Here is a 24,855-nt window from a genome sequence, read left to right as displayed (position 1 = left end):
TAATAGATTTTTTGGTTTACTTCTAAGCTGCCAGTCAAACATTCTTTACTCAGCTCTGTGTAGCTTTAATGAATTGGAACTTCGTATGATGAAGGATAACTATACTTATCAATTATTTTAATTCAGAAAATATGACAAATAAAACGTCCCCTTGGCTTGTCTTTAGCTTTTGGCTTAAAATATTGTACCTACACCCTTTATTGTTTTTGCTAAATCTTCTCTATAGTCAGAGTGGTTAGGGTTTAAGCTATTAATCTTCACACCACTAATACTTCCACTTGAGTGCACAAACTTATCGTCACCTATATACATGGCTACATGTCCTGGAGAAAATAAAAGATCTGCAGGTTTTATATTGTCTATACTTATCTCTCTCATGTATTCATCCTTAAGTACTGCATCTCTGTATATTATGACTCCGTTTAATAAATATGATATTGAGCAGAGTCCTGAACAATCTATACCAAGCGGACTTCTTCCTCCCCATCTATACTGAGTTCCTATATAAGATAATGCTGTATTTACCAAATTTTTTCTTAATTCATCTTCATTACTCTTGTTAGCTGCTGTCATTATCTTGCCTACAAATGGACTACGCACCCAACCCGTTCTATTATTATTTGGCAATTCAATCTCTATCCATTCATCTTTTTCATTTCCTGTTTTATATACCACTGCACCTCTCGTTAGTAGTTCAATAGTATAACTTTGATATTTGGGTTCTGCTAATACATCTACGATTGAATGAGTAATCACATCTTTAGCTTTATTCTTCCATTCATCTGCTTTTTTATCATCCATAATCATATTTGATTCATGCATGTATCCACTATAATTGTAGTGCGTTTTTATACGATACCAGCCATCTCCTACATCTTCTAGAATTCTAACGACCATTCCAAAAATGCCCTCATCAGCCATTTCACTTTCAAATTTCGGATGAAGATTTATTGGAGCTACAGTTTTATTGACTATTCCCCATTCATATATACTCCTATCCATTATTATCACCTCATTTTGTTCATATTCAAATTTCAATACTATCTACATATTCTCTTCTATATAATAGTCATATACTATCTTAGAAATTCTTCCTATAATCCTTTTAGCCTCTAGATTATGCTGTACATCTGTAACAAATACCCCTAACATGTAATGAACATTATCTAAATAAAAAATCCCAACATCGTGATTTAATCGGTCAAGCTCACCTGGTTTATGAGCGATAACTATTTCTTCTGTAATATATCTAGGCAGCATATCATTGTGTTTCTGCCTTGATAAAATATCAATCATTATTTCACACAACTCTGGAGTAAGAATCGATTTACTATATATACTTTCCATGATCTGTGCCATATCAATCGCACTTGTTTCGTTTTGTCTGCCCAGTTTTGCTGCTTCAAAGTCCATCATTTTTCTTTTTAATACTGTATTAGTCAATCCAAGTGTACGAGCCATGTGGTTTATATTTTCATAACCAAGTAAGTTTATCAATACATTTGTAGCTGTATTATCACTGGTTATTATCATAAGAGTTAATAAATCTTTAAAAGTGTATTCGTTTATGTTCAATTCAGTAATAATGCTAAAATCTACTCTATCTATTTCTCTAACTTTGACCTTATGCTCTAGTGTAAAAATATCTTCTTGAACCTGCTTCAACGCTTCTATCATAATTAATACTTTTATTGTACTAGCAGAAGGGAATCGTCTGTTTTCATCTATCTTAATAATCCATTCATTTCTTGTTAAGTCTTTTAGCACAATTGAAACTTTCGCTCTAGTATCATGTAACTCATTCATAATTTTATCCTTAAGCATCTAATCACCACCTTTTTATAATGAAAAAAAGGGAGGGGGAAGATCCTCCCAAAATGAACATCACGAAATCGCCCCCCCTAGATTAAGACATGCTCTAAACATCATGAACAGCTTTAAATAATCATCAGATTCTATTCTAATAGTTTTTTCATCAACTCTTGAAGCCTCTGGTAAAAGCATTGCATTTTCTGCCATAACTTCTCTATTGAACTCAATGTCCATTGTTATCTTACCATCATACTTGAGTATTGGACTTTGTTTTATATTCTTAAACGCATTTTCAAGTTTAGTTTTATAAAGTTCTCTTACCATATTCCTAGATAAGTTATGCGCACAATATCTTGATATTGCTTTTTTAACAACTATCGTTTCCATATCACCTACTTCTACAATGGCCTGAGCAGAAACCATATTGTCTCCTGATATTGCGAGTATAGGGACACCATAATATCCTGCAACTCCAGAATTTATGCCACATTCACCCATTTTCTTCTCATTAATAGTTATATTAGCTATTGTTTTTCCTGAATATGTATGATTAAATACTCCATTTACAGTGCCTGCTCTTGAATGATAGCCAATATATATGACACCATCAAATGTATCGTCTATTCCCTGCATCATACTTAAAGGCTTAGGACCTCCACTTATCAGTTGAGCTCTTGGATCTAACTCTTCTATTATCAGATTGTCCATATCATCATGAGAGTCATTGACAACTACCTCTGTTGCTCCATTTTTAAAGGCTTCCTCTATAGCCCAATTTGCTTCTTGTATCATTAGTTTTCTTGTTCTACTGTATTCCTTTGAACTACTTGATACATGTTCAGATGAAACTAATCCCCATATGCCTTCCATATCCACAGAAATAAATATCTTCATTTAAAGACACCCTCCTTTTTCTCTAATTATTAGTAGCTGATTCATCTATAAAAAGCTTTTTATTATCTGCATCAAGCTTAGAGTTTACCCCAAATGGCAGTGTAATCATAGGATCGCAATGTCCTGCCATAAAGTTATATATTGTAGGCTTTCCAATTGGCACAATCAACTCATTAAATATTTCAAACAGAGTTAAACTCTTGTTTGGTTCTTCAGATACGCAGTTGTTCCAATCTCCAAGTATGAAACCCTCAGCATCATCTAACTTACCTGCCAGCTTGAGCTGTGTAAGCATTCTATCTATTCTATACGGCTCTTCATCTACATCTTCAAGGAATAGTATCTTACCTTTCGTGTCTATTTCAAAGGGGGTCCCAATGGTAGATGCTACTAAAGATAGATTCCCTCCTACTATTTTTCCTTCACATTTTCCTGATACTAGAGTCTTTATGTCTATATTTTTTGGATTAGTAATCAGTCCCAATGATTTATGTCCCATAATATTTTTAATTAAGTAATCCCGTGTAAAGTCGTCAATCCCCCGATATAGTTCTGTTGAAACCATAGGACCATGAAATGTCACTAACTCACATTCTTGATTTATTGAAATATGCAATGCTGTAATGTCACTGTATCCTATAAATACCTTGGGATTCTGTCGTATCAAATCATAATCAAGCATATCTAAAATCCTAGGTGTACCATATCCTCCTCTTATACACCACACTCCATCTATGTTCTTGTTTCTAAACATCTCATTTACATCTTTAGCTCTAACCTCATCTTTTCCAGATAAGTAGCCGTGAACACCATAGCAGCTCTCTCCGACAACTACATTAAACCCAAGTTCTTTGATTCTTTCTATCGATGGTTCAATTCTTTCAAAAGGAGTTGGGCTCGATGGACCAATTAGCCCTATAGTGTCTCCATTTTTTAGTGGTTTAGGTTTTATCATTTAATGTTCACTCCCCTGTCGTTACGATATACTAGAAGCTATTTTGAATCTAAAGTTAAGATATATACTATATTGCTCCATGAATTTTCAAATTCTGATAGCTTATATTCTCTGCGAACAGTATCATGATCTGGTGCAGCTGGATCATTAACAATAATATATTCCTCTCCATTTTTAACTGTAAATCCTCTAACAACTAATAAGTGTCCACTTGGATAAGCTGAAGGAGAACCATGCAATTCTTTTTGTGTTTTAGTCCTTATTGATGCAATAACAGGTATGCCATCTGAAATTTTATCTTTAATATCATCTACTGAAGAAAAACGGTCTACATATGCTGTAAATCCTTTAGAACCTGCATATGCAACATTATATGACCAGTTTCCATAGATTTCTGCGCCATTATCGAGTACACTATCTGCTACTTCTTCAGTATCAATTTTCTGACCATAATATTCCATAACCATTGATACCGACGTTGGGCTACATATTATATTACCTATATTAGGTATAACCATTTGCGACCTAACTGGTACGTCTAATTCCACTATCCAATTTTTACTTTCATCTAAGGCCGGTGATATTTTTTCAATAAGATTTAAAGCAACCCACACACCTTTTACTATAGGACTTTCAGTATCTATTCTGTCTCTTGTTATCTCAATCTTGTATCTAAATCCTCTAGCCCCTTCTTCTCCAAATATCGTAAGTGTATCAATATCCATACTGGCAATATCATCGCTCTGGCCTTTTATACTTCCTCTATTACCGTTAGACGACCACTTTCCATACGAAAACCATTTTGACCATATGTCATCTTTTATAACTTGAATAGAAAATTCTATCTCGGTTCCATCAGGTGTTTCTGCATTCCAAGAATAAACTAAATCTTTGAACTTGTTTGAGTTGATTATAGGCGACACATAGCTTCCCTGAAGCTTATTTTCTAATAGGACTAATTCATGTCTTTCATTTAGCTCAATGTTTTCTTGTAAATCTAATTCAAAATCTTCGCCTTTATTTATAAATAACCTATCTTCCAAAAATAACACCCCCATAAAGACAGCAAAACATTTTTCATACAAATTTCTTTGATAATAATTTTTATTAAATTTATATTATTTGCTGTTGACTCAACATCTCTCGATATTCATTTAATTCTTTTTTATTTCCTAATATAAAATGTTCTGGCTCTATCTCAATCCATTTAGGAGGATCGTTGGTATAGTCATGACAGCTTGGATCATATATCTCCAGTATTTTTTCCTTCTCTTGCCTTGGATCAGGCAATGGAATAGCTGAAAGGAGTGAACGTGTATAAGGATGAAGCGGGTTTCTGAAAAGTTTCTCTGTCTCTGCAAGCTCTACTATTTTCCCTTTGTGTATTACTGCTACTCTGTCAGTTATAAATCGAACAACTGATAAATCATGAGCTATGAATAAATAAGTTAACCCCTTCTTTTTCTGAAGCTCAGATAATAAATTTAAAACCTGTGCACGAATAGAAACATCTAAAGCAGATATTGGCTCGTCAGCAATGATTAGCTCTGGTTCCATAACTACAGCTCTTGCAATCCCTATTCTCTGTCTTTGACCACCTGAGAATTCGTGTGGAAACCGACTTAAAAACTCAGGGAGCAATCCAACATCTAATAAAGCCTTTTGTACTTTGTGTTTTCTATCTTCTTCATCTTTATAGTTTTTAAGATTGTACAGCCCTTCAGATACTATATAATCTACTTTCGCTCTTTCATTAAGCGAAGCCATCGGGTCTTGAAATATCATCTGAATTTTTCTAGTTACCTCTTTATCCATTTCTTTATCTATTTTTCCATTTATTTTTTTCCCATTAAAGATTATTTCTCCACCAGCTGTTTCATTTAATCGTATAATAGCTCTTCCTATAGTAGTCTTTCCCGAGCCTGATTCTCCCACTAATCCAAAGGTTTCTCCTTTATAGATATGGAAGCTAACATTATTTACTGCAACAAATTTGTTTCTTTTAATTTTACCGAATTCTACACGTAAGTTCTTAACTTCTAATAAAATCTCTCTTTGATTATTACGCATTTTTACTCAACCCCCATTGCTGACGAAGTATTTTTATTGACTCTGGTGGGTCTACCTTTGGTGCACGAGGATCTAGTAACCAGGTCTTAGCCTTATGTGTAGGACTAACATCAAAGTATGGCGGTCTTTCAACAAAATCTATTTTTAAAGCCCTTGGATTACGTGGCGCAAATGCATCTCCTTTTACTTCATAGAATAAGTTTGGAGGTGTGCCTTTGATTGAATGTAGAGGCTCTCCCTTAACACCAAGCTGTGGTAGTGATGAAAGAAGTGCCCACGTATAAGGATGCTGTCCATTGTAGAATACTTCCTCACAATTACCTATTTCTACAATATCTCCCGCATACATTACAGCTATTCTATCCGCAACATTAGCCACAACACCTAAATCGTGTGTAATATATATAGTAGTAAGACTATATTTCTTTTTAAGATTCTTCAGCAACCCAAGTATTTGAGCTTGTATTGTTACATCAAGAGCAGTAGTAGGTTCATCACAAATAAGCACCTTAGGCTTGCAAGCTACTGCTATGGCTATAACAACTCTCTGCCTCATTCCTCCTGAAAATTCATGAGGATATTGTTTATATCTTCTTTCTGGCTCAGGTATGCCTACATCTCTCAATATTTCTATTACAACCTTCTTTGCTTCTTCTTTTTTTAGTCCTTGATGAAGTTCAACAGCCTCTTGAACTTGCTTACCAATAGTCTTTAGCGGGTTTAATGAAGTCATTGGGTCTTGAAAAACCATAGCAATCTTTTTGCCTCGAATTCTAATCCAATCATTTTCAGTTTTGAACTTTGCTATATCCTCTCCTTCATAAATAATACTACCAGAATCTATCCATCCATTTCCATCTAAAAGTCCCATAAAGGTCTTGGTAAAAACAGATTTTCCCGATCCAGATTCTCCAACTATGGCTAAGCTCTCTCCTTCATAAAGATCTAAAGATGCTTCTCGTATTGCAGTCAAAACCTTACCACGTAACATGAACTTAACTACTAAATCTTTTGCTGATAATATAATTTTTGGTCCTGCCATAATTACACCTCCTAAACATGATTTCTTGGATCAGCAGCATCTGAAAAAGCATTCCCCATTACGTAGAAAGATATTGTAATGATAGAAATAACTATTGAAGGGAAAATTAACTGATAGCGTAATGAAGGAACCATCATAAGAGCTCTTCCTTCATTAATTAGATTCCCTAGTGATGGAATGCTTACTGGCAATCCAATTCCAATATATGTTAGGAATACCTCATATCCTATTGTCTGCGGAATAGATAAAGCCAATCTCAACATAATAACTGAAACTAAATATGGAAGTAAGTTTTTGGTTATAATTCTTCTAGTTGGAGTACCAAGACATTTTGATGCTAAATTATACTCTCTATCTCTAATAATCACTATGAGATTACGTACAAAACGTGCCATTCCTATCCATCCTGTCAAACACATGGCAAAAATCATAGTTGATAAACCAGGACGCATTATATATGTTAGAAGTACTAATATGATAGTTTTAGGAACATTTTCTATGACATTATAGACTTCAGTAATTGGCCGATCTAACCATCTTACATACCCCCATAATGCTCCAATCATAATACCTATCACAGCTTCCCAAAGCCCAACTACTATCCCTATAAATAACGAAGTTCGTGTACCACTCCATATACGAGACCAAAGGTCTTGACCAATAGAGTTTGTTCCAAACCAAAACTCAGCATCAGGCTTATGATTTCTAAGCTGCATTTTTGTATTTTCATCAATATAAATTTGAGTAGGGGATTTTTGACTTGGTAAATATGGTTGAATTATTGTAAATACTAGAATAGTAGTCATTACTACTAAAAGAAACACAGCTACTCTGTTTTTCATAAACACTTGCCAGGTAGAACGCCAATAAGAATAGTTTGAATAGCCTGCACGCTCAGCTTCTTTGTCATCATATTTTGCAAATTCAAATAAATTTTCATTTATTCCATCAGATAACTTATCCATTACCTTGCTGCTCATTATCTAGCGCCCCCCTTTTTCTGCAAATTAATACGTGGATCAAATATAGCCATAAGTATATCCCCTAGGAATAATCCTATTATTCCAATAGATGAATATATAAGCACTAATGCCTGCACTAATGAGTTGTCTTGTCTTTGTATAACATCTACAAGCAATCCACCCATACCTGGAATTGAATACAATGACTCAATGTATATAGAACCAGCTATTGTAAATAATATTGCGGAAGGCAAATACTGAGCCATAGGTACGAATGCATTACGAAATACATGCTTTACCATAATCGCTTTACTTCTCAATCCCTTTGCTCTTGCTAATCTGATATAATCTTTATTTATTTCATCTACCATATAACGTCTCATCCACATTGCATAATACGCAATACTCCCTAGTGCCATAGATATTGCTGGTAAAATCCAGCTTACAGGCTTATCAGGCTTAAACAAAATCGGTAGTTTAAAAATATCAGTGACATATAATTGTAAAAATAAGAAATACACTGCTGCTGGAACAGCGTTAATAAATACGATGTACCCTGTACCGAGTTTGTCCCAAAGCTTACTTTTGCTTCGAGCCATAGTTATACCTAAAGGAATACCAAGAATCAAGGATATAGCTATAGCGGCTAAACCAAAATATAACGAGTAAGGAATTTTTGTTTTAAGAATCTCGGTTATAGGTACTTTAGGTCTATATATTATTGATTCTCCCAAATCTCCAGATAATAATTTTTTATAGAAGTTTCCTAACTGGATATGTAAAGGATCTCTAAGCCCCATGTTTGTCAAAATGGCTTCTTTTTGTGCTTCGTCAAGCTTTTCATATCCTTGTCCAAAATACCCTTCTTCTGGCATAAGTCTCATGAGAAGAAACACTACTGTAATGATGATAAATAATGTAATTAAAGACTGCAATAATCTCTTTATAGAATACTTTAACATCTCTCTCCCCCTTTTCTCATCAGTCAAAACAATAAAATACAATCATAAAACATAAAGCCTGCATATAATAGAATTGCTTTTGCAGGCTTTAGTTTTATATTAGCCTTTATAGACTATTTAACCTTATTCTCTTAGTTTTTAGCTGCCTTTAATGCTTCTGCACGTTCTTTTTCCCAATTAGCAAGCCCTTGGTTGAATTCCTCTGTATTCATAGGCTTTGCCATAATCTTTTGACCTTTGAATCTTTCACTGGATACACCAAATGGCGAATATGGTGATTCAAATGGATTTAATCTAGAAGCTGAGTATCCGCCTCCACCAACAGCATAAGGAATAACAAATGATTGATCTATAAAGAATGCTTCAGCTTCAACAAACAAATTATAACGTTTTTCAATATCTACAACCTCGGACTTAGCAGCATTTACCATATTTTCATAAGTGTTCTTTCCATTAGCTTCCTTATATCCTTCCGCCATGTGAGGCCAGTTATAAGTACCATCTGGAGCAAATGGATCTGTATATGTTTCAGGGTCAGCATAGTCTGGGCCCCAGTTACATTCAAGGAATGCATACATTCCAGAACGCCTAACTTCCTTTAAGAATCCAGTAGGTGGTTTAGGCTCAATAATTACATCAATGTAGTCTGTTCCTAATAGATTTTCAAGCTGTTGCTCTATTACCTGTGCACGGTTTGCCCACTCGGTCATGCCGGAGTTATAAGGCATTAACACTTTAACTGGGAAAGTGGCTTTTCCTTGTAGTTCAGATAAAGCTTTTTCTTTATATTCTAAGGCCTTTTTTGAATCAAAAGAGTCATTATTTGAAAAGTCAGCTAGTTTGCCAAGCTGAGTATAATCTACACCTTCTAAATCAACAAAGTTCTTTGGTGTTAAAGTGTTTAAAAGCCTCTTTTCCGGATTATACGGCTCTGCAGTTAGCATAGCAGCCTTTCTGTCTAATGCATGGAACATAGATTTACGAAAATTTAGATTGTTTACTACTACTTTCCAATTATCTGGGTTATATTCCTCTGGAAACTTTGGATCAAAGTTAAATGCGTAAAAATAAGTATAGAAAGTTGTTCTGTTAGGACGTACCATAGCCTTTTTCTCAGAATCCTTCATCCACTCATCAATAACTGTTGAAGGCACATCTGTATAGTCAATTTCTCCACGTAAAAATAACTCTGGAGCTAAAGTTGCTGCTTCTTTGTTGTAAACATAATTTATTTTCTTAATAAATACATTTTCTTTATCCCAGTAATTTTCATTTGCAACAAGGACTCTTCTGGTCTGTGGTTCAAATGTTTCCATCACATAAGCACCATTGTATAAGAAATTAACATTATCTGTACCAAACCTATCGCCTACTTCGCTTAAAAACTGTCCATTTGCAGGAAAGAAGCATACATATGTAAGCATTGATAGGAAATATGGTGTAGGCTTCTCAAGAGTATACTCTAGTGTGTATTTATCTACTGCTTTTACTCCTACTTGGTCAAAATCTGTAATTTCTCCATTATAAAACTTTTCTCCATTTTTAATAACCCCATATGCGATATTAGCAGTTTTTGATTCATTACCACTATCTAAAACATATCTCATAGCATCTACAAAGTCTTGTGCTGTAACTTCTGCATATTCTTTACCTTCATGTGTCATCCATTTAACGCCTTCTCGTAACTTAAATGTCCAAACTAATCCATCATCAGATACGCTCCATTCAGTTGCTAAAGCAGGTTGTGCAACTCCATATCTATCATAATCGATTAATGTATCTACCATGTTAGCTGCTAAAGCAAATTCATTAGTATTAGCTGTTTCTAGATAATTTAATGTTGTGATTTCTCCAGAGTAAGCCGATGAATACTCTTGAACTACATCACTAACCTCTAATGAAGTATCATTGTCTGTTGTGTTATCAACATTTGCTGGTTGTTTTGTCCCCCCAGACGTGCAACCTGCCAAAAGCATTAATATTGCTAAGATTAAAGCTATTGATTTTTTCATTTTGACCCTCCTTTAATATTTTTAATCCTCTAGTCACCTACAAAATACTGTAAGTACTAATTTCTCTTTTTTATAAGCCTTTTGGCTCTTTATATTAACCTTACTGCAGCAATACATATGAAAATAATAACTAGAAATGCTACAGAAAGTTAATTGACATACTTAATATTAGTGTTTATATCTAAAATGGAATTCTTTCTTTCTTAAGCAAGTCTTCGTATGTTTCTCTTTCAACTATTATTTTTTCCTCGTCTTTTCTTAACAAAAGAACTGCTGGCCTAGGAAGTTTATTATAGTTGTTAGCCATAGAATAGTTATAAGCACCTGTGCTTAAAACAGCTAAGGTATCTCCTCTCTTAAGCTCTGGTACATTTAGATCCCAAATCAATATATCTCCAGTTTCGCAACATCTTCCTGCAACAGTAACTAATCTATCAGGCTCTAAGTTATATTTATTGGCAACTACAGCTTCATATTTTGCACTGTATAATGCAGGTCTAGGGTTATCTGGTAATCCCCCATCTACGCTTGCGTATGTTCTTATATTGGGAATTTCTTTTACTGTACCTATTGTATATAATGTAATTCCTGCTTCTCCTATTATCCATCTCCCTGGCTCTATTATAAGTGTAGGTTTGTCTAATTCTAGACTATTACAGCATTTATGAACAGTCTCTATAATGCAGTCTGTAAAATACCTTAAAGGCTTTACGTCGTCATTTTTAGTGTAATAAATTCCGAAACCTCCACCAGTATTTAACTCTTTTGCGACGAAACCAAGTTCATCCTTCAATCTTTTATAAAGATTCATAACTGTTTCAATAGCATTAACGTATGAATCATTCTCAAATAAATTAGATCCTATATGAAAATGGAACCCCATTAATTCAACATGATTACTATTCATGGCTTTTGATACGGCTTCATTTATAATTTCTTTATCAAGAGGTATACCAAATTTTGAATCTTTCTGTCCTGTTATTATGTACTTATGAGTATTTCCTTCGACTCCAGGTGCCACTCTCATTAATATACTTACAGTCTTATTTGCCCTAGCTGCAATCTCTTCGATCATATCCATCTCATCTATATTGTCTACAACAATTCTTCCTACATCATTCTCGACTGCCATCTCAATTTCACTATAGTTTTTGTTATTTCCATGAAACATAATCTTATCCATAGGAAAATCTGCTTTCATAGCAGTATATAATTCTCCACCTGATACTACATCGAGTCCTAATCCTTCACTTTCAATAATTTTGCACATTGCCATAGTCAAAAATGCTTTACTAGCATAAGCAGCTCGTGTATTTCTATGCTTTTCTAAAAAATCTATTCGTATCTCTCTACACCTATCTCTTATTATTTCTTCTGAAATCACATAAAGCGGTGTACCATATTTTTGAGCTAACTTTACAGTATCATAGCCCGCGAATTTAAAATTCAAAGAATTCTCCATATTTTTCATATTGACAGCTCCTCTAATGTAATAATATTCTGAATATTTCAAGAGCAATTATCATGCCAATACATCAAATGTTTGTGATAAAATATTGTGATTTTTTTAAACGCATGTAGTCTTCAAATTCACAAACAGTAGTTAAGATTTATAATTTTAGTTTTTTTGATGGGAATAAAGATAAGTTTTTCCGAATTTACGAACTAATTATGTTAGAATAATACTGAGATTAGAAATATTTGTATGAATATTAGTAATAATGGCTGATTTGTAGCTATTCAAACCATTTGATCGATTTATTCCACGATTAAGGAATGTTTCCTAAAATACGGACTATTCTATGTTATATTTCTTTATTTTTTCATAAAAGCTTGTTTTGCCAATATTCAGTAATTTCATCGCAGCCTTTTTATCCCCTCCACTAAGTAAAATTGCATTTGTTATTGCTTTTTTTTCTGTTTCAATTATGGCTTCTTTTAATGATTCTATTTGTTTAACTTCATGTTTTTTCATATTTTTAATTTTATTGATTGCTAAATGTGTTGATAAAATGGTGTTTCCTTCTGCTAAGTTTACTGCTCTTTCAAGTATATTTTCTAATTCTCTAATATTTCCAGGCCACTCATAGCCTGATAGAATACTAAGAGCCTCACCAGAAACTCTTTTTGATTCACATCCAATTCTTGAACAAATCATAGGCAGCATATTTTGTACTAAAGGATATATATCTTGCTTTCTTTCTCTCAATGGCGGTATCCATATGGGGAAAACATTTATTCGATAATACAAATCTTCTCTAAAACTCCCCTTCAACATTTCATCCTCAAGATTTTTATTTGTTGCTACAATAATTCTTACGTTCACTTCTATATTTTTATTACCACCTATCTTAAAAAAAGATTTGTCCTGTAATACTTGAAGAAGTTTAACTTGGAGTAATAATGAGATTTCTCCGATTTCATCTAAGAAGATAGTTCCTCCCTCAGCTAATTCAAACATTCCAGCCTTTCCTTCTCCTCTAGCTCCAGTAAAAGCTCCTCCTTCATATCCAAACAGTTCACTTTCTAATAGTGTCTCGGGGATAGAACCACAATTAACATGTATAAATGGCTTGTGTTTAAGCTTACTATTGTTATGAATAGCTCTTGCTAGTAGACTTTTTCCCGTACCACTTTCTCCTAGCAATAGCACAGTTGAATTAGTCTTAGAAGCTTTTATAGCTAGCTTTTTTACATTTAGGATTTCTTTACTTTCACCAATTATTTCAGGTAATAATTTTTTTGAGCTTTCTTCTTCCTTAAGTTTTCTTTCCATCTGCTCTAAATTAAGAAGTGCTTCATCTCTCTCTCTTATAGCTTTTTTAATTTCAGAAATATCTTCAACCTTTAGCACGGCTCCCACTCTTTGCTTACCTTGGTTTACTGGAGAAAGAGTGCATATAGTGGGTCTTCCATTTATTTCTTTGAACTCATTTGCATAGCTTATATCTTTGCCCGTTGCTGCTGAGTAGAATTCTTCTATTGTTGATCCGCCTTTATGTATTTCAAATATATCCTTGCCAATGACATTAAAAAATTCTGAGTCCTCACCTTTTGCTCTATACTTTTTGCCCATTAATAAGTCATAAATACCTTCGCCTCTTGCTGTATAACCTTGGGTCTGATAAAACTTCATTTTTTTAGAATTACCATCAAGTACTACAATATGACCAATGTATTTAATATAATTCATGTTGTATTTATCTTTATTTACCTTTAAAGTTATATTTCTGCTCTTAAAGTCTATTAGTCCTGAAATCTCGGTATTCAAATAAGTACAGCTAAGCTCTAGTGTGTTAGCATCATAATCAGGCTTGATAAACTTGTATACAGCCGCCTCCTTTTTTTTGCTTTTATAACTTCCAACAGCTATTAATGCATCTCCAACTTGTATCCCAGAATCACTAACACCTATACAGCTTAATGCTTCGGGAGTAAGATTCCCATCATCCTTGCCAAGACAATTATCTCCTATTATTACTATATCTTCTTTTTCAATCATACCCGAACTATGACTGATACCATAGTTATATGCAATTCCGAATATTTCTTTAGCCTTATTGTTATATATCTGGATTCTGCCTTTATTATCAATAAATATGAAACCTTCTGACATCATATCTGTAAATTTTCTAGCATAACTATCTCTGTCAAACATATAGCATCATCCTTTAACTAAAAGGTTGCATTGCCAATAGTTTTAAATCCTAACCCTGGCTCATCACAAAGCGTTATTTTATAGTCTTCAAAAACTGGCCCACCTTCTATTGGGTCAATGCTACATAACCCTGGTCCATCTAAATCAATTTTAGTAATAATACTTTTTGCAGCGGCTAAATGTACTGCAGCACTGACACTAAGCTTGCTTTCAAGCATGCATCCTATCATACACTCTACTCCATATATCTCTGCTACAGAACATATTTTTAGTGCATTATGAATTCCACCTGTTTTCATGAGCTTGATGTTTACTAAATCAGCAGCTCTATCCTGTATAATCCTTATAGCATCAGCTGGTGAAAAAACACTTTCGTCGGCTAAAATAGGTGTGTCAACATTATCAGTAACATATTTAAGTCCTTCTAAATCATGCGCCTTAACTGGCTGCTCAACTAATTCTATATTAAACCCTTTCTCTTCCATCTTCGTAAGGATTGTAACAGCTTCTTTAGGACTCCATCCCTGATTTGCATCTAATCTTAATTCAATATCATATCCAACTGCCTCTCTTATTGCTTTTATTCTCTTCATGTCCAATTTGGAATCTTTTCCAACCTTAATTTTTAAAGTTTTATATCCTCTTTGAACTGCTTCAATACTATCTTGTGCCATTTCTTCAGGATCGTTTACACTTATTGTAATATCAGTAATTATCTCTTTTCTATAACCTCCCAGAAGCTTGTACAAAGGCGAGTTATGTAATTGTCCAAAAAGATCGTATATAGCTATATCTACCGCGGCCTTAGCACTAGTATTTTTTACTAAGGCTGAATCAATTTTTTTCATAATCACTTCAATGTTTTCAATATCAAGTGCCATAATTTGCGGTTTAATAAATTCTTCTATAGCACATTTTATAGACCCTTTTGTATCCCCTGTTATTACTGCAGTAGGAGGTGCCTCCCCATATCCAATATGTCCAGTATCAGTGATAATTCTAATTACAATATCTTCAACCTTATCAACTGTCCTTAAAGCCGTTTTAAAAGGTTTTTTTAATGGAACGGAAATTTGTCCTACTTGTATTTCTTTAATTCTCATATGTTGTCCCCCTTTTTTTAATATATTGAAAAACATTTAATAATATTATACTATTTAACAGCATCCTTTTAAAGTACTAAAGCGAAATTTTCTAAAAATATTGAAAATTTACTCAATAAAAGCTTGTAATGGTATATCTAAATATGGTAAAGGCGTTTCCATGACATCATTAAAGTGCCACCATTCTCCCTCATAGTTTTTAAATCCAACACTTTCCATAACTTCGATAAGATAATTAACATTTTTTCTTGCATTTTCAGTCATTTCAAGAGAATTTGTGGCTGCTTTATCAGTAAAGTTATCAAACTCCGTAGGCATTTCAATTTCATTTCCATTTATGTCTACTAAAGTAATATCTACTGACATTCCATTATTATGACTAGGCTCAAAGCCAGATATCATAGGATTTTCTGGTGGCTTTGCTACAAAATTTGGATCAGGATATGCTTCATAAAACAACCTTTGCACATGTAATGGTCTATACGCATCCCATACTTTTATTGTATATCCCTTTTTTTTGAAAATCTGATTAGCTCTTACCAGCTTTTCGCCTGTTTCTGTTCTTATTGCACATATCGATACCGGATATACTGCTTTTCTAACAAAATTATCTTCTGTTGCATATTTTAGATCAATAACGAAGCTATCATCTAAATCCTTTAGAAGTACTAGTCCTTTTATCTCTCTTATTGTTTTGTTCCGTAAGATTTTTATAGTATTTATTTCATATGCTCCCATTTGGACCCCCTGTACTGATGTTTTAAATCTGAATTCTACACTAGTATCAAAATTCCTTTCATGTTATAATAACCTAGCACGAAAGTTAAAAACAATTTTTTAATTCTAATATTTGTAAAAAAAAAACCGTAAAAATACGGTTTGATTTTATCCTAATTGTATGATTTTTTTAGCCACATCATTTAAATTATCTCCATTTATATCTGCACTATCATTAATTTTACCTATTTTAGCAGTTTTGCATCCTGCTCTTATACCTGCTTCAACGTCTGTATCCATATCTCCTATCATCCAACTCTGTTTTAAATCAATATTATACTCTTCTGCAAGTTCTAGAATCATACCTGGCTTAGGTTTTCTGCAATCAGATTTTCTCTTGAAGTCAGGACAGTACTTTATATCTTTTATTTCACAATATGGATTAATCTCATTCACTAATTTTTCATGGATCTTATCTAAATTGTATTCTGTTAGATGCCCTAATTCAACACCACCTTGATTCGTAACAATGTACAAATCATATCCAGCTCTGTAAAGCTTATCTAAACCTTGTTTTGCGGAATCGTAAATAACCAAATCATCAGGCTTATTTACATGCCTCTTATTATCATTTATTACTCCATCTCTATCTAAAAAGATAGCTTTTTTCACTTTATCACCTCTTAATTATCCTTTTAAGCTTTTTATATAACATTATTATATGTAATTTTATGAGTATATATCTGAAAACTCAATATTTATTCTTTCTATATGCTCATTTATAGATTCTTCTTCAATATATGTAGCAGCTATTTCATTATTTGAAATATGGTATGCTGGTAATTCTATTATGAATTTGCTTCCTAAACCATATTTACTTTCTAAATAAATATTGCCATTATGCATTTCCACTAATGATTTAACAATATATAGCCCTATTCCACTACCTTCAGCTCTTCTTGTAAAGGATTTATCTGCCTGAATAAACCTTTCAAAAATTATGTCATGTATTTCATCAGGTATTCCTATGCCTGTATCTTCTACAGATATAATAATAGTTTCTTTTTTACTTTCTATATTAACCTTTATGGTATCTCCTCTCTCAGTAAATTTAATAGCATTAGACAAAAGATTCAATATTATTCTTTCTATTTTTTCAGGATCACAGGTAATTATTTGTTCTTCAATATCAGTATCAAATATCAGTATTCTTTCTCTATCCTTAATATATTCTGCTACGGAAAATGTTATCTCTTCAATAAGATATACTATATTGCATTTTGCAAACTTAATATCTAAATGTCCTGAATCTATTTTTGTTATGTCAATAAGGTTATTTACAATTCTAATTAATCTATAGCAATTCTGCCTTAATATATTAGAGTAGCTAACTAACTTATCTTTCCTTTCTTCAGTTATTGGTTTAGCTAATATCATATCGAACATTTGAAGAACACCAAGTTGAATATTTAATGGAGTCCTTAGTTCATGGGATATATTTGCTAAAAATTCATTCCTCACCTTATCATAATACTGTAGCTGACTTAACAATCTATTTTTTTCTTCAACTTTTTTATTAAGCTCTTCAGCATGCTTACGTTCAGTAATATCACGAGCAAAGTTCAATATTTTAACTAACTTACCATCTTCAAAAATAGGTGATATATTTATCTCAAATATAAGTTGTTTGCCTGATGTATCTTTAGCTTCAAGCTCTAATCCTCGTATTTCATCTCCTGCTCCTAGTTTTAAAATATTCTGTTTAACTTTCCTGCCATTTTTATCTGTAAATATATCATATACACTAGCTTTTGACAGTTCTTCTAGTGATGTTTTAAACTTATTTAGTGTAATTGGATTTGCTTCAATAATTCTTTCTCCATCAATATCTATCACATATATACAGTCAGTAGACATTTCGAAAAATATTTTATATTTTTCTTTACTTTTCTTAAGCTCTATTTCGACTTCCTTTCTTCTAATTATTTCATTCTCAAGCTTTTTAGTATACCTTAAATCTTGCCCAGTAAGTACATATCCAACTAAATCGTTAAAATTATCTCTCACAATCGACAAGGTTATACTAGCTGGTACAACATCATTATATTTTGTTAAAAGATTTAGCTCAATTCTGCTAGATTCCAATTTTTCATCTTCAAGCTTTTTTTTCTCCTTAGTTATTATACTTTTATCATCAATTATTTCTCTAATATTCCTATTTAACATATCATCTAGATCATACCTTAATAGTTCTAAAGTTTTACCATTAGTTTTTACTATATTTCCATAGGTATCCACAAAAAACATTATATCTATAGTTGAAACTATTTTATCAGCTGCAATAACTGGAGTGTATATAGCCATTTTGTACTTTACCATAGAAAAAACAATGCCGAATATTACCCATAACAGTTGAAGAGGTGCTATGAAAGACTTTATACCTACGATAGTATACATAATATATGGAGAATAAGTTAAAAAGAGTAGGACAACACAAAATGCCACTAAAAATTTCACCTTATTCTTTGCCATATTGCTTTTTGAATATCTGTACCAGGTAACAATATAGTTAATACACTGCATAAAACAGGTTATACAATACAAGAAAAAGCTCCAAAACCAAATAGGCTCTTTTTTAGGTAAACTTGCAAAAACTATATTCCCTTTTAGTATAACTTCAAATGCAAAATCTTCGGATAATCCAGTATAATAAAAAATAACTGCAGGAAGATAAAGAATCATTTGCTTCCACAGCTTGCCATAATTACGTTTATTCCTAGTAAAAGCATAAATGTAACTCGTACTCAATGGAATAGAGAAGCAAACTGAAAATAAACATATTCTATACCAAATAAGAGTACTTTCTCCTATTCTGAAAAACACTAAATCTGTATACGTGAAGCTAAGAACAGATACACTTAAACATAAACAAAGAAACAGTATATTTGCACTATTTTTTGGATTTAAAATTACAACATACATTCCTATAGCTAATATTATAAATGTTGCTGTAAACGTCATAACAGAAAATAATTCCATTCACGTCTCTCCTTTTAGATAGAAATACAAAGAATTCATGCATTTTGTATGCTTGTGTCGAAAAAAGCATTAATTTGTTGTGAATGTTTTACTTCTCTTCTATATTTTTCTACTATTTTTTCTAAATTCCTTTAAGAAATCTTTAAAAAAAGCTATTTTAAGTACTATTTTTTGTGAATGATATTAAACTTTCATTCATTTTTTAAAAATTTCTTATTCTATTTATTTGTAATGACTTTTAATATATAATAGTTTCATAGGTATATAGTTTGTACAAGCCATTTTAAATTTTATCAGTAGGAGAGATGATAATGAGCGAAAATTATAAGTTTTTTCAGAACTCTAAATGCGAATATTTTCCATGCCATAAAGTAAAAAATAACGACGAATTTAACTGTCTATTTTGCTATTGCCCATTATATATGTTAAAAGATAAGTGTGGTGGTGGATTTAAATACAATAACGGGATAAAAGACTGTTCCAGCTGTACAATTCCTCATAGTATTGGTGGATATGAATATATAATGTCTAAAATGGGAGAAGTTATCAGAATAGGTAGTGAAAAAGAATAAATAAATGTAAAAAAAAGACTTGCATCATATCATCATCATCAAATGAAGCAAGTCTTTTTTATTTATATTTCTATTTTGTTATCTATTAGGTAGCTTGTAGTCCAGAATAAGGCTATCATAAATATTATGCTAAATACAGCAGCAGCAATATTGATACTTGGCATATCTATAGATAGTTTACTCCCTTCTAAGATAAGTGCATTATTCATTTTTGATAATCCTATATTGATTTCTTGAGGAAAAGCCTGCATTAACTTAGAGCTAGTAAATGAGTAAAAGATGTTAACTGCAACAAAAACTACAAATCCAGTTAATTTTCCAGCTGTCTTATTTTTTAATGCTATCTTACTTATTGTTATAGAGAAAAATATTATAGTCATAAAAAATATTCCACTAAACAATTCCGATAAAACATTTAAGCTCACAGCTTTCCAGTTAATGTATGTGCTTAAGCTTTGAATAATCTGAGCTCGTAAATCTTCTGTAGGTATGAAATATAAAAATATTAATGATATAACTGACGCTACTAAAAACCATAATAATGAAGATACTAGCTTAGCTCCTAGAAAGTTTCTTCCATTAACAGGCAATGTAAATGTTAGGTACCCTCTATCTTCATACATTTCCTTATTGAACAACCCTACTATCATCAATAGTATAGCCATGAAAGCTGCAACATCGACTAATGCTAATGCAATGGTTCTCCCTATAATATTAGAAGCATCAATTTTAAATAGTAAAAATAAACTTAGTAGTATCATTGACGCAAATACTATCATAAACGTCTTGTAGCTTCCTTTAATCTCATACTTTAATAATTTGCCCATTATTCAAACACCTCCCTAAACAGCTCATCAATAGACTTTCCTTTACTCAATCTAAGCTCTTCTGCATTTCCTGATAGTACTATCTTGCCGTTTGATATGAATGCTACATCATCAAACACTCTTTCTATATCTTTAACAAGATGAGTTGTTATGATCATTGAGCTATCTTCAGCATAGTTATTTATGATTGCATCCAATATTTTTTCTCTAGCAACTGGGTCAACTCCAGCTATAGGTTCATCTAATATATAAAGCTTTGCTTTTCTTGAGAGTACCAGTGTCAGCTGAAATTTTTCAAGCATTCCCTTTGAAAGTGATGTCACCTTAGCTTCGCTATCAAGCTTCATGAAGTCTAGTAATTCATACGCTTTCTTTTCATCAAAATCATTATAAAAATCCCTAAATAAGCCTATAGCATCCTTTATCTTCATCCATTTATAAAGATAGTTTCTATCCGGCAGGTATGACACTACTGATTTTGTATATACACCTGGCTTGTGTCCATCTATCAGTATTTCTCCAGAAGAAGATGTAAGAATCCCAGCTGCAATTTTGATAAAAGAGGTTTTTCCACTTCCATTTGGTCCTAACAACCCTAGTATTTTCCCTTTAGGAAGCTCTAAATCAACATTACTGAGTGCTTTTTTATTAAAATAGCTTTTGCTTAAGCCTTTTGCTTCTAATATAAGTTCCATTTATTAATCCTCCTTTTTAAACTTTTCGTTTACCATTTCTATAATTTCAGTGTTGCTAAAGCCTAACTGCTTCATTCCATTTATAAAGCTATCTAATACCCCTATAGCCATATCCTTTTTTAGTTTAATTATTATTTGCTTATCCTCTGATACAAATGTCCCCATTCCTCTTTGTGTATATGTTAATCCTTCTCTCTCAAGCTCTTGATAGGCTCTTTGTATCGTATTAGGATTTACTTTTAATCGTTGAGATAATTCTCTGACAGAACTCAATTTATCACCTCCATTTAATTCACCAGTAACTATTTCTCTTTTAATCATTTCAATTATCTGAAGATATATAGGTATATTCTCGTCAAAATCTAGACTCATACTACACCTCCTCCTTTTTAAACAAAATAAACATACTATCGTATTAGTGTATTAATTACATAGTACACCAGCACAATAGTATTGTCAATATATTTTTTTATATTTTATATATGTAAAAACATTTTTGATAAAAAATGAGATAGGAATTTTTTCCTACCTCAATTATACTTCGCTATACCTAAAACAATCAGTTGTATGATCATTTACCATGCCAACAGCCTGCATAAAAGAATAACAAATAGTTGAGCCGACAAATTTAAAACCTCGTTTCTTTAAATCCTTACTCATTAGGTCTGACTCTACTGTCGTAACTGGCACCTCTTCTATTCTATTCCAGTTATTTATCTTTGGACTTCCACCAACAAATTGCCATATATACTTATCAAAGCTACCAAACTCTTTTTGTATAGCTAGGAACTCTTTAGCATTATTAACTGTTGATTCTATTTTTCTTCTATTCCGTACTATACCTTTATTGGATAAAAGCTCTTGAATCTTTTCTTCACCGTACTGTGCAACTTTTACTGGATCAAAGTCATCAAATACCTTTCTATAATTTTCTCTTTTCTTTAGTATAGTTATCCAGCTTAATCCAGCTTGAGCTCCTTCTAGAATAAGAAATTCAAATAGTTTTCTATCATCATGAACTGGGATTCCCCATTCTTTATCATGGTATTCAATATATATAGGATCATCCGTTACCCATTTACACCTTTTTATCAACGCATTTCACCTCTCTAGCTATTTTTAAGTTCACGAACTACAATATCGTCTAGTATTTCTGCCGCTTTTACAATTACCTTATCACAGCCTGAGAATAATGTTCTATGATTTTTCTTTAAGGCTGAGCAGTTAATATCACCCATTTCATTTCCATATCTATGTAGTAACTCTTGAGTCAATTCTTTTATTTTATCACTCTCATGTGCAACATCATTTACAAAAAGCTTACTTAAGACCATAATAGAGCCAGTTAATGCACCACATACACTTTCGATACCCATTCCCCCTCCAAATCCAGCTACTACCTTTAAGCTTTCTTTATCTAAACCTAAGTTATAGGCTTCATTTGCTCCATATAAGATTTTTTCAGCACAATTCAATTTTTTATCCTTTCCAAAGCCCTCTTTCATTAGCTCTTTGAGCATATATGTCCCTCCTAAGATATATATTTTATTTTTTAATTGAATAAATATTTAATCAGTTATTTGTTGATAATACAACATCTTCTCATATTATTAAGTATAAACTAATATGTTAATCTATAATAGGGCTTTTTTTATTGAACTTTTAACATATTAAATGTATCATAAAAATAAGGTTAAAATTTACATTTGGTTAGGAGGAATCAAAATGAATATGAAATGGAGTTTAGATGAACTGTACACTTCGTTTGAATCCGACGAATTTAAGAAGGATTTAGAAAAATGCTATAAGCAAATTGAAGAAATTAAAACATGGTCTGAGGCTAGTCTTGCTTCAAAAGAAAATGCTACTAAAAAGATTGAAGATTATATTAAGTATGAAATTGAATTCTCTAATGTATTTACTAAACTTATGTCATATGCAAATCTGTCATCAAGTGTTGATGCAAAAAATGAAAAAGCTCTTGAATTTATAGATAAACTTCAGGCTAAATATACCGAATTAACTAAACCATCAGTTGCTTTTCAAAAGTTCTTAGGTTCTTTAGAAAACCTTGAAGAAATTATATATTCATCTATTCTTTTAAAAGAACATCTCTTCTATCTTAATGAACTTGCAGACAGTTCTAAATATCTATTAAGTGATCAAGAGGAGATTCTTGTTTCTAAAATGGCAAACACAGGCTCAAAAGCTTGGTCAAAGCTTCAAAACATGTTATCATCTACATTACTTGTTGATATCTCCATGGGAGATGAAAATAAACAACTACCGCTTCCAATAGTCAGAAATATGGCATATGATAAAGATCCTAATGTTAGAAAAAATGCTTATGAAGCAGAACTTAACTCATATAAGAAAATAGAACAATCGTCTGCTGCATGCTTAAATGGTATAAAAGGAGAGGTCATTACTGTTTCCAAAATGCGAGGTTACAAATCTCCAATAGAAGAAACACTGATAAAATCAAGAATGGAAAAGGAAACTCTTGACGCTATGCTTACTGCTATGAAGGAAAGTCTTCCGGTATTTCATAAGTATTATAGAAAAAAAGCTAAACTACTAGGACACCAAAATGGCTTACCTTTCTATGATATGTTTGCTCCTATGGGAGAGGCTGATATCAAGTTTTCTTATGCAGAGGCAAGAAATTACATAGTTAAGAACTTTAGAACCTTCAGTGATAAACTTGCAGACTTTGCAGACAATGCATTTGCAAAAAGATGGATTGATGCAGAACCTAGGGAAGGTAAGAGAGGAGGAGCTTTCTGTTCAAATCTTCACGCAATAAAAGAAAGTAGAATCTTATCTAACTTTAATGGAAGCTTTAGTAATATGACTACATTAGCCCATGAGTTAGGACACGGCTACCATGGTTCTTGCCTTAAAGATGAAACAATTTTAAATAGTCACTATCCTATGCCTATAGCTGAAACTGCATCCATATTCTGTGAAACAATAGTGATGAACGCAGCTCTTAATGAAGCATCTGACAAAGAAGCTTTCAATCTATTAGAATCTTCTATCTCAGATGCAGGACAGGTAATAGTTGATATATATAGTAGGTTCTTATTTGAAAGTAAATTGTTCGAAATAAGAGAAGACCACTCCCTTTCAGTAAATGAGCTTAAAGAAATAATGCTAAATGCGCAAAAAGAAGCTTATGGTAATGGTTTAAATCATAGTTGTCTTCATCCATATATGTGGGCTAATAAACCTCATTACTACTATGCTAGCCTTAACTTTTATAACTTCCCATATGCATTTGGACTTCTTTTTGCTAAGGGAATATATGCTGAATATCTTAAACGTGGTAAAGAATTCGTTCCAGAGTATGATAAACTTCTTCAATCTACTGGTAAAAATAAAATTGCCGATATCACTAAGATGATGAATATAGACGTAAACTCAGTAGAGTTTTGGAGAAGCTCATTGAAGCTGATCGAAAAGGATATTGAAAGATTTATTAAGTTAGGTAATTCTTTGTAAAAAAGCTTCTATAGAAGCGTCAATATATTAA

At 32.4% G+C, this 24,855-nt stretch carries 23 protein-coding genes; 2 read left to right on the top strand and 21 right to left on the bottom strand.

Annotated elements, in window-relative coordinates:
* Nucleotides 1–174: 174 nt before the first annotated feature.
* From HNR33_RS06065 to HNR33_RS05990, 16 genes are all read right to left on the bottom strand, one after another.
* Nucleotides 175–1,002, bottom strand: coding sequence for an NlpC/P60 family protein (locus tag HNR33_RS06065; protein ID WP_429081233.1), 828 nt, complete (start codon nt 1,000–1,002; stop codon nt 175–177).
* Nucleotides 1,003–1,044: 42 nt separating this feature from the next.
* A complete protein-coding gene (locus HNR33_RS06060; RefSeq protein WP_429081231.1) occupies nt 1,045–1,824 on the bottom strand; it encodes a serine hydrolase in 780 nt (259 codons plus the stop codon).
* A 60-nt stretch (nt 1,825–1,884) separates the two neighbouring features.
* Entirely contained in the window at nt 1,885–2,706 is an 822-nt protein-coding gene (locus HNR33_RS06055; protein ID WP_429081228.1) for a M55 family metallopeptidase, read from the bottom strand.
* Nucleotides 2,707–2,728: 22 nt separating this feature from the next.
* Nucleotides 2,729–3,661 (bottom strand): S66 peptidase family protein, encoded by a 933-nt coding sequence (locus HNR33_RS06050; RefSeq protein WP_429081226.1) that lies wholly within the window; start codon nt 3,659–3,661, stop codon nt 2,729–2,731.
* A gap of 38 nt (nt 3,662–3,699) precedes the next feature.
* Complete coding sequence (locus HNR33_RS06045) at nt 3,700–4,704, bottom strand: C39 family peptidase (protein WP_429081224.1); 1,005 nt, start codon at nt 4,702–4,704, stop codon at nt 3,700–3,702.
* 70 nt (nt 4,705–4,774) lie between these two features.
* Nucleotides 4,775–5,731 carry an ATP-binding cassette domain-containing protein gene (locus HNR33_RS06040; RefSeq protein WP_429081221.1) on the bottom strand — a complete coding sequence of 319 codons (957 nt, stop codon included), beginning with the start codon at nt 5,729–5,731 and terminating at the stop codon, nt 4,775–4,777.
* Nucleotides 5,724–6,773, bottom strand: coding sequence for an ABC transporter ATP-binding protein (locus HNR33_RS06035; protein ID WP_429081218.1), 1,050 nt, complete (start codon nt 6,771–6,773; stop codon nt 5,724–5,726). The genes HNR33_RS06040 and HNR33_RS06035 overlap by 8 nt, the downstream gene beginning before the upstream one ends.
* An 11-nt stretch (nt 6,774–6,784) precedes the next feature.
* Entirely contained in the window at nt 6,785–7,753 is a 969-nt protein-coding gene (locus HNR33_RS06030) for an ABC transporter permease (protein ID WP_429081215.1), read from the bottom strand.
* Nucleotides 7,753–8,697, bottom strand: coding sequence for an ABC transporter permease (locus tag HNR33_RS06025; RefSeq protein ID WP_429081212.1), 945 nt, complete (start codon nt 8,695–8,697; stop codon nt 7,753–7,755). Before HNR33_RS06025 ends, HNR33_RS06030 begins: the two co-directional genes overlap by 1 nt.
* A gap of 131 nt (nt 8,698–8,828) precedes the next feature.
* Nucleotides 8,829–10,709 carry a peptide ABC transporter substrate-binding protein gene (locus HNR33_RS06020; protein ID WP_429081209.1) on the bottom strand — a complete coding sequence of 627 codons (1,881 nt, stop codon included), beginning with the start codon at nt 10,707–10,709 and terminating at the stop codon, nt 8,829–8,831.
* Between the two features lie 181 nt (nt 10,710–10,890).
* Nucleotides 10,891–12,180, bottom strand: a complete 1,290-nt coding sequence (gene lysA, locus HNR33_RS06015) for a diaminopimelate decarboxylase (protein WP_429081207.1) — start codon at nt 12,178–12,180, stop codon at nt 10,891–10,893.
* A gap of 324 nt (nt 12,181–12,504) precedes the next feature.
* Nucleotides 12,505–14,367, bottom strand: coding sequence for a sigma-54 interaction domain-containing protein (locus HNR33_RS06010; RefSeq protein ID WP_429081204.1), 1,863 nt, complete (start codon nt 14,365–14,367; stop codon nt 12,505–12,507).
* A gap of 17 nt (nt 14,368–14,384) precedes the next feature.
* Entirely contained in the window at nt 14,385–15,470 is a 1,086-nt protein-coding gene (locus HNR33_RS06005) for a dipeptide epimerase (protein WP_429081202.1), read from the bottom strand.
* A 108-nt stretch (nt 15,471–15,578) separates the two neighbouring features.
* Complete coding sequence (locus HNR33_RS06000; RefSeq protein ID WP_429081199.1) at nt 15,579–16,208, bottom strand: M15 family metallopeptidase; 630 nt, start codon at nt 16,206–16,208, stop codon at nt 15,579–15,581.
* Between the two features lie 147 nt (nt 16,209–16,355).
* Nucleotides 16,356–16,859, bottom strand: coding sequence for a D-glycero-alpha-D-manno-heptose-1,7-bisphosphate 7-phosphatase (locus HNR33_RS05995; RefSeq protein WP_429081196.1), 504 nt, complete (start codon nt 16,857–16,859; stop codon nt 16,356–16,358).
* Between the two features lie 57 nt (nt 16,860–16,916).
* Complete coding sequence (locus tag HNR33_RS05990) at nt 16,917–19,226, bottom strand: ATP-binding protein (protein ID WP_429081194.1); 2,310 nt, start codon at nt 19,224–19,226, stop codon at nt 16,917–16,919.
* 311 nt (nt 19,227–19,537) lie between these two features.
* Between HNR33_RS05990 and HNR33_RS05985 the strand changes: the two genes are divergently transcribed.
* Entirely contained in the window at nt 19,538–19,798 is a 261-nt protein-coding gene (locus HNR33_RS05985; RefSeq protein ID WP_429081191.1) for a cysteine-rich small domain-containing protein, read from the top strand.
* Nucleotides 19,799–19,860: 62 nt separating this feature from the next.
* Here HNR33_RS05985 and HNR33_RS05980 read toward each other — a convergent pair whose 3' ends face one another.
* The 5 genes from HNR33_RS05980 to HNR33_RS05960 all read right to left on the bottom strand — a co-directional run bounded on the left by HNR33_RS05980 (nt 19,861) and on the right by HNR33_RS05960 (nt 22,840).
* Nucleotides 19,861–20,625, bottom strand: a complete 765-nt coding sequence (locus tag HNR33_RS05980) for a hypothetical protein (protein ID WP_429081189.1) — start codon at nt 20,623–20,625, stop codon at nt 19,861–19,863.
* A complete protein-coding gene (locus tag HNR33_RS05975; RefSeq protein WP_429081187.1) occupies nt 20,625–21,320 on the bottom strand; it encodes an ABC transporter ATP-binding protein in 696 nt (231 codons plus the stop codon). The genes HNR33_RS05980 and HNR33_RS05975 overlap by 1 nt, the downstream gene beginning before the upstream one ends.
* Nucleotides 21,321–21,323: 3 nt before the next feature.
* The gene (locus HNR33_RS05970) at nt 21,324–21,692 is read right to left on the bottom strand and encodes a GntR family transcriptional regulator (protein ID WP_429081185.1); all 369 of its coding nucleotides are present in this window, start codon (nt 21,690–21,692) and stop codon (nt 21,324–21,326) included.
* Nucleotides 21,693–21,854: 162 nt separating this feature from the next.
* A complete protein-coding gene (locus HNR33_RS05965) occupies nt 21,855–22,415 on the bottom strand; it encodes a DNA-3-methyladenine glycosylase I (RefSeq protein WP_429081184.1) in 561 nt (186 codons plus the stop codon).
* 14 nt (nt 22,416–22,429) lie between these two features.
* Complete coding sequence (locus HNR33_RS05960) at nt 22,430–22,840, bottom strand: C-GCAxxG-C-C family (seleno)protein (RefSeq protein ID WP_429081183.1); 411 nt, start codon at nt 22,838–22,840, stop codon at nt 22,430–22,432.
* 205 nt (nt 22,841–23,045) lie between these two features.
* On the opposite strand from HNR33_RS05960, the gene HNR33_RS05955 reads away from it, so the two are divergent.
* Nucleotides 23,046–24,824: a M3 family oligoendopeptidase gene (locus HNR33_RS05955; RefSeq protein ID WP_429081180.1), complete on the top strand. Its 1,779-nt coding sequence runs from the start codon at nt 23,046–23,048 to the stop codon at nt 24,822–24,824.
* The last annotated feature ends 31 nt before the right edge of the window (nt 24,825–24,855 follow it).

It is taken from the genome of Brassicibacter mesophilus (assembly GCF_050433385.1).
GTDB lineage: Bacteria > Bacillota > Clostridia > Tissierellales > Proteiniboraceae > Brassicibacter > Brassicibacter mesophilus.
This window is presented reverse-complemented; position numbering and strand designations above follow the sequence as displayed.